This window comes from Flagellimonas flava (assembly GCF_050617915.1).
Lineage (GTDB): Bacteria > Bacteroidota > Bacteroidia > Flavobacteriales > Flavobacteriaceae > Flagellimonas > Flagellimonas flava_A.
Genome location: NZ_JBODQE010000016.1, coordinates 24,840 through 30,839 on the forward strand (window position 1 = coordinate 24,840; position 6,000 = coordinate 30,839).

General features: G+C 38.6%; 11 protein-coding genes. 8 read left to right on the forward strand and 3 right to left on the reverse strand.

Annotated elements, in window-relative coordinates; translation table 11 throughout:
- Positions 1 to 17: 17 nt before the first annotated feature.
- Genes ACRHOZ_RS20490 through ACRHOZ_RS20510 form a run of 5 tightly spaced genes read left to right on the forward strand, consistent with a single transcriptional unit; the run spans position 18 to position 2,846 of the window.
- Positions 18 to 776, forward strand: a complete 759-nt coding sequence (locus tag ACRHOZ_RS20490; RefSeq protein WP_431130002.1) for a DUF4099 domain-containing protein — start codon at positions 18 to 20, stop codon at positions 774 to 776.
- Positions 760 to 1,461, forward strand: coding sequence for a hypothetical protein (locus tag ACRHOZ_RS20495; protein WP_431130005.1), 702 nt, complete (start codon positions 760 to 762; stop codon positions 1,459 to 1,461). The genes ACRHOZ_RS20490 and ACRHOZ_RS20495 overlap by 17 nt, the downstream gene beginning before the upstream one ends.
- The gene (locus ACRHOZ_RS20500; RefSeq protein ID WP_431130008.1) at positions 1,437 to 1,949 is read left to right on the forward strand and encodes a PH domain-containing protein; all 513 of its coding nucleotides are present in this window, start codon (positions 1,437 to 1,439) and stop codon (positions 1,947 to 1,949) included. Before ACRHOZ_RS20495 ends, ACRHOZ_RS20500 begins: the two co-directional genes overlap by 25 nt.
- A 2-nt stretch (positions 1,950 to 1,951) precedes the next feature.
- On the forward strand, positions 1,952 to 2,389 hold the full coding sequence (locus ACRHOZ_RS20505; protein WP_431130011.1) for a hypothetical protein: 438 nt from the start codon (positions 1,952 to 1,954) through the stop codon (positions 2,387 to 2,389).
- On the forward strand, positions 2,367 to 2,846 hold the full coding sequence (locus tag ACRHOZ_RS20510) for a hypothetical protein (protein WP_431130014.1): 480 nt from the start codon (positions 2,367 to 2,369) through the stop codon (positions 2,844 to 2,846). The genes ACRHOZ_RS20505 and ACRHOZ_RS20510 overlap by 23 nt, the downstream gene beginning before the upstream one ends.
- On the opposite strand, the gene ACRHOZ_RS20515 is transcribed toward ACRHOZ_RS20510, so the two are convergent.
- Together ACRHOZ_RS20515 and ACRHOZ_RS20520 are read right to left on the reverse strand one after the other, a co-directional pair.
- A complete protein-coding gene (locus ACRHOZ_RS20515) occupies positions 2,843 to 3,301 on the reverse strand; it encodes a hypothetical protein (RefSeq protein ID WP_431130016.1) in 459 nt (152 codons plus the stop codon). The genes ACRHOZ_RS20510 and ACRHOZ_RS20515 overlap by 4 nt on opposite strands.
- The gene (locus ACRHOZ_RS20520) at positions 3,291 to 4,112 is read right to left on the reverse strand and encodes a hypothetical protein (protein WP_431130019.1); all 822 of its coding nucleotides are present in this window, start codon (positions 4,110 to 4,112) and stop codon (positions 3,291 to 3,293) included. Before ACRHOZ_RS20520 ends, ACRHOZ_RS20515 begins: the two co-directional genes overlap by 11 nt.
- Positions 4,113 to 4,218: 106 nt before the next feature.
- Between ACRHOZ_RS20520 and ACRHOZ_RS20525 the strand changes: the two genes are divergently transcribed.
- Positions 4,219 to 4,698, forward strand: coding sequence for a hypothetical protein (locus ACRHOZ_RS20525; RefSeq protein WP_431130022.1), 480 nt, complete (start codon positions 4,219 to 4,221; stop codon positions 4,696 to 4,698).
- Between the two features lie 30 nt (positions 4,699 to 4,728).
- Entirely contained in the window at positions 4,729 to 5,304 is a 576-nt protein-coding gene (locus ACRHOZ_RS20530) for a PH domain-containing protein (RefSeq protein WP_431130025.1), read from the forward strand.
- A 9-nt stretch (positions 5,305 to 5,313) separates the two neighbouring features.
- On the opposite strand, the gene ACRHOZ_RS20535 is transcribed toward ACRHOZ_RS20530, so the two are convergent.
- On the reverse strand, positions 5,314 to 5,469 hold the full coding sequence (locus ACRHOZ_RS20535; protein WP_431130028.1) for a hypothetical protein: 156 nt from the start codon (positions 5,467 to 5,469) through the stop codon (positions 5,314 to 5,316).
- A 189-nt stretch (positions 5,470 to 5,658) separates the two neighbouring features.
- On the opposite strand from ACRHOZ_RS20535, the gene ACRHOZ_RS20540 reads away from it, so the two are divergent.
- Positions 5,659 to 5,982, forward strand: coding sequence for a cysteine peptidase family C39 domain-containing protein (locus ACRHOZ_RS20540; protein WP_431130031.1), 324 nt, complete (start codon positions 5,659 to 5,661; stop codon positions 5,980 to 5,982).
- The last annotated feature ends 18 nt before the right edge of the window (positions 5,983 to 6,000 follow it).

The window sequence follows — 6,000 nt, forward strand, 5'->3', positions numbered from 1 at the left end:
GGCTAAATCAAGTCCCGATGGAGGACTTTAAAAAATTAGGCATTTCAGAACGGCAGCTCATCGACAATCGGAGCCTGTTGGTGGCATTATTGTCCGGAAAGAGATCGGAGCTAATGCCGGTTACCATTCAATTGGATAAAGACCGTTCGATAACCCAAGACGTAAAACTGTCTTTTACCAATGAAGTAAGGGAAAACGGAAAGTTCGGATTAAAAGTACATCCCGTAAGGGAGAAGATGGAACGGGTCAAAGACCTTACTGTCAATGAATCCAACAAGCTTGAGCGCGGAGGAACCGTTGTAAAACAGATGGAGAACGAGAACGGGGAAAAGAACAATTACATATTCCAAAGAGATCGGCAAACCAATGAGGTTCTCAAGGTAAATACAAAGGATTTAAATTTCCCCTTGACCAAAAACGATTTGGCCAAGATTAGAAGGGATGAGTCCATAGCAGTAGGAGGAAAAAACATTAAAATGGACCTTAGCTCTTCAAAAGGTTATAGTGAGCAGCCCAGGAATATCCAGCAGGAGCGTAATAAAGGCGCCGACCTTAGAGCAGGGACCACTTTTACCTTCGCGCAGAAGTCAGGCGACTATGTGATCCAGAGCGTTAAAGCTGATGGTAGGGTATCATATAGCAGCGTTAAAAAACCGGATAATATACAAGAGACTACCATGGACCGCCTTACCAAAGAAATTGGGAAAGTTTTGGACAAAGGACAACAAAACGACCAGAAACAATCTCTCAAACAGAAAAATGGATTCTCATACTGATATTCTGCAAAACCCAGTTGTTAATTCCATTGGCTTCACAGAGAAGGCGCTCGCTTTTTTTGAAGGCCATATCAATTCATACAAATACAATGGGGGAGCGGTAGGCCTAGAATTCCTTTACCATAATCCGTTGAACAATGTAAAGGCCTATTCAATCTGCTTCAACGGGGAAACCATGAATAGAACCAAGGGCGAAGTGGATACTTTGGCCTTAATCGTACTATCGAAACAGGACGTTAGATTGGCCTCTAGTGTCTATATTTTCAATTGTCCGGTGGAAGCGCTTTCATACCTATCCTTGAAAGATGGTTTAAAGCCTTATGAAGCCTTGGTTGTATTCCCAAAGACCTTTAAAACAGAACATGTTGATGTTGTTAAAACCATGTTCCCAAAATCAAGACCAATCTGCTCATTTGGAAAGGGGCAATTAGCGGCATTACAGGATGCACAATTTTTATTGGCCTATACTGGTAAAGCGGGGGAAATCAAAATATCCCAAGGATTTGACGGCATTCAGGTAAATAACCTCAAAGGAAAAACTAGAGAATACGATTATTTCTCAATGCGGAACCTAATAATTGATTTCTACCGAAAACACTACGACTTGGGCCCCAAAACACTTAAGCCTTTAAAATATTACGACTCATTTTTACAGCAATTATGCAAAAGAAAACAATTACACTGAAGCCCACACCACTCTATGCGATTTTGAAACCATCAGGATTGCTTTTAGGCTTAGCAATTATCGGAGTCGCTGCCTATTACCTGGTGGACTATCTTCAAAGGACGGATTTAATCTGGGCCACTTTGGACGAAACCAAAACCTACCCCTACGTTGCGGGTATATTCCTGATAGCATTATGTATCTACTTATACAAGGTTGCGTATATCCTTTCCCATAAGTACAAAATAACCGATGAACAAATTGAACATGTAAGAGGGGTGTTCTCGATCAACTCTGATTTTATCGAGCTGTATCGTGTCAAGGATCTTATGGTAAGAAAGCCATTCCTTATTAGGCTCTTGACTGCAATGCACGTATCATTAATTACCTCCGATAAATCGCATCCGTTGTTTCATATGATAGCAATACCCAGTACCAACATCCACGAAGTCCTTAGAGAGTTGGTGGAAATCAACCGAACGCGAAAAGGTGTTTACGAAATTGATTGAGAATGTTGGTAAGAGCTATAATTGACAATCTATTGTCCAGGGAATTTAGAGACTTCAAGAATCAATATCGGAATGCTTCGCCAGAGGCTTTTTTTATGGATGGTGAAAGAAGGTTCACAAAAAAGGAATTTAGGTTCATGGAACAAATTGCAGTTTTCTCCGCTTGGAAAAGAAATTTAAGTTCCTTAACAAGCTATCCAAAACAGTACAAAAAGAATAAGCTTTTGGTAGAAAAAGAACTTCAAAACAGTGATTTAAGAAAACTAAAAAACAATCAAGTCTATGTAATCGGAAAAGTTGAGAATAAGAACGCGTCTGGGAAAACCATGATGATTGACTACGTTGGCCCGTTGGCCAACAACCAAAAGGAAGCCTGGAAGATGGCAAAAAATGATTTAAAAACTATAAACCGTAAAAATGGAATTGGCATATCAAATTAATAGTAAAAGACTCAGAGGTTTTTTACCTCTTTTAATCATCCTTGTTATTATTGGATGTAGTGATGATGAAGCACCAAACGACGAAATCAGCTCCGGACGTTTTGAAATAGAACTCACCCAAACAGGTGACTTTGGGCAATACCTATCTTCAATCACTGCTACGATGACCGGCACTCAGATTAGCAATTGTAACGACGAAAATGTACCTAATCTTATCGTTTATGACATTTCGGATTTTGGGAATTGTACCATCTCTGGAGTAGGTTCCGCAACCCAATTAACGGGAACATTAATTGTTGGAGAGCCAGAACCTGGGGTTATGGATGTTGGCGATATGACTTTAAGTATCGTTATTAGATTGGACGGAGAAACCGTACAGAGCGAAACCTTCAATCAAACTGCTACCAGTGATAACGTTTCTTACAGCTTCGATATAGACCCAGCAGATGTAAATTAATTCTTGTTTAATGAACTAATTTCGGTTTCAAGCTTTTGACGAATGTTCTGAAGGTGGTCCACTACTAAGTCGGCCACCTTTTTTGATTTTGGGGAATTGATTATCATCCAATAGAAGTCCTCAATATAACCAACGTTTTCGGGACTCAATATTTGCATCATCATGTCCACCTCGGACGAAAGAAGCTCCTCTGAAGTGAGCATTTGGAGAAAACCCATCACCTTATAATTATCTGATTGGTCAACTTTGTTTGGGTTGATGCCAGAGATAACTTCTTGTAGTTGGGGGTGTTTTTGAAGTAGTTTTTGGACCTCTGAAGAATTTTTCCACTCCTCAAGATTTTCACGATGCAATTGATACAGTTGTTCCTCGGGTGTGCGGGCGCTCCTTTGAGCGTACAAGTATCCGGAACAAAGTAGTAAAAGCGCTAAGGCATTAAATAGTCTAGTAGCCATTGAGAATCATATCAGCGAGGTCCGGATCAAAATTGTCTCTTACCGCATTGTCAAACCCGGTACCTAAATTGTCCAGCTTGGAAAGGCTTATGGTTTCCCTGAAGTTTTCCAAATGGGAAGTCATGTGCCTGTCATAAATCCGCGTTATGGGATTGCCAAGGATGGACTCGGTAGGAAGTCCAGCTACCCTTAAAAGCTCCAACACATTTAAATCATTGTTTACCAAGTCCAATATCAGATTAAAGACTATGATATATTCTGCATTGGTTATAAGATAGTTCTTATTGGAATTTATGAATTGCAGAAAACCTTCCTTAATTTTGGTCGCATCGAGATTCAGGGCGTTAGGGTCCCCTTGGGAATAGTAAGCAATCAAATCTTCCATTGATTGGGTGGCTGCGGCCATATCTTCCGGATTAAGATGATCCAGTAAATCGAAGTCGAACTCACCGTCCCCATCGGTCAAGTCCGTAAAAATTTCATCAGCTAAAGCGCGCTCGTAATCATAAAGCAACCCCTCGATGATATCATCAATATATGGCTCCGACACCCCATTTAGATATTGTTCAATTATGTATGGGCTTATTCCGTTTTCAATTAAATACAAAATGGTTTCCTCGTTGATATCGTAACCACTCGTGCTTTCGTCCCCAGCAAGGTTTAAGAGATAATCAATAGTGTCTTCATCTACATCCGGATCCAGGTCTGGGGCCTCTTCATCCGTTGGGTCGTCATAATAATCCTCCTCTTCGGTTTGCGAAAAAACGCTTACCGATATGCACAAGAACGCGAATAGAATGAACTTTTTCATAAGTAAAGATTTATGGCCTTTAAGGTACTTTAAAAAAATATAAATATTATATATTTTTTAAACTATTTAAACTATATTTATAACAATATTATATTGAGTTAAAGAGATGCAAGCAATTGACACAGAATTAGAAGAAGAGAACAAGACAACAGATAAGAAGGTGTTTGTGTGGAAGATTCATAAAACTCTAAACCATCGATATAACAACCTATCGGATGAGTTTATAAGGTGCCTAAGCAACCATTGGTTTACGAAAAATGATTTGTTCCGGTTAAGCTTAAACTACTTTAAGAACAAATTGGAAAACGAAAACAGTTACTATGGTGCACCGGTAGGATTTATAAAGCATATAAAAAGGTCTGGGAAAAGACCAAAAAGTGAAAGATATGCTGAAGGTGATGATATTTTCAAATTAGTTATCGCCGTGAATAATGAATACTATAAAATGTATATGGACGTATTGTTTTCTGTGGCAAAAAAAAATAGAGACGAACACAATGTTCATTTGAGCACCAAGTACTTTTTTTATGACTTGGTTGATATGATAGAAAAGGACTTTGAGGAAATTGTAGCGTTTTATGCCTAACGTTTGGTCCTTGATTTTAACTATGCCAATATGGGAAATGCCTTGTTAGTTCGTGAAGACATTACCCAATTGGCAATTACTAAAAATGACAAAATGGAAAGTTTTCAACTTATGACAAATATTCAAAACCAAACATACAGACCAAGGCTCCAGTATGCCCTTCTAAAGTTTGCAAGCATCCCGATTTTGGGAATTTTTTCCTTGTTGGCGATTAGACTGGTACCGGTATTCAACGAATTTGAAGCAAATGGATTCCGATTGATAGGATACTTTGTGTTTACAATCTTCTTAGTGGTTTATTTCTATAAGGTTGCCTACCTATGTTCCATAAAATACAGATTTGACAATGAGCATATTGAAATATCCAAAGGAATTTTCAGCATTCAAAACGATTATGTTCAGTATTATAGAATCAAAGACCTTAAGAGATATAGGTCTTTAATATCACGAATCATTGGAACTATGGACATTACCTTGATTACATCGGATAAGTTCAATAGATCCATCTTTATGAACGGCATAAGAAACGATAAGCGTTTCCCAAACGAATTGAGGGAAACAATTGAGAATGAAAGAGCAAATAAGCGAGTCTATGAAATCGACTAATTTGATTACTCATGCTCGCATTCTATTTGCAACTGCACTGTTAATGGGAATTACCTGGCCATTGTATGGTCGGGTAATTTCATTGTTCACCGATGCACCGTTTAAAAATGCTTCGAGAGAGACTCCGTTACTTTCTACCTGTACGATTCTAATCCTGTTTTTCATAGTGGTTCCGATTGTTAATGCAAGGTTTATAAATCCCAGGATCGAAACAAAAAACCGGATCACGCAATACTTAAGAACATGCTCAATTTATAAAACGCTTAAAAAAACCTTTAAAAATGCTTTTCATCGTAAAAAGGTGAAGATTAACCTTAAGTTTTAACAACATTTTTATCTTGGTTTAAAGATATCATGAGTTTGATTAAAAAATTTCCTGAAATACTACAACTGGACACAAACGACTGTGGCCCAACTTCCCTCATGATAGTGGCCCAACATTACGGAAAAAATGTTGACCAAGATGTATTAAGAGAGGTTTGCAACTCGGAAAGCATTGGAATTTCACTGACAAGTCTGGAAGAGGGCGCGGAACATATTGGGTTTGATTATTCAAGTGTACAACTAACCTTTCAAGAACTAAAGGAAAAGGCACCTTTGCCATGCATATGCCATTGGGTGGATGAGCCGGGCAAACTGAACCACCCTCGCCGGATTAAACTGAGCATAGCAAATTAAGTGCTCGGATTTAATCCA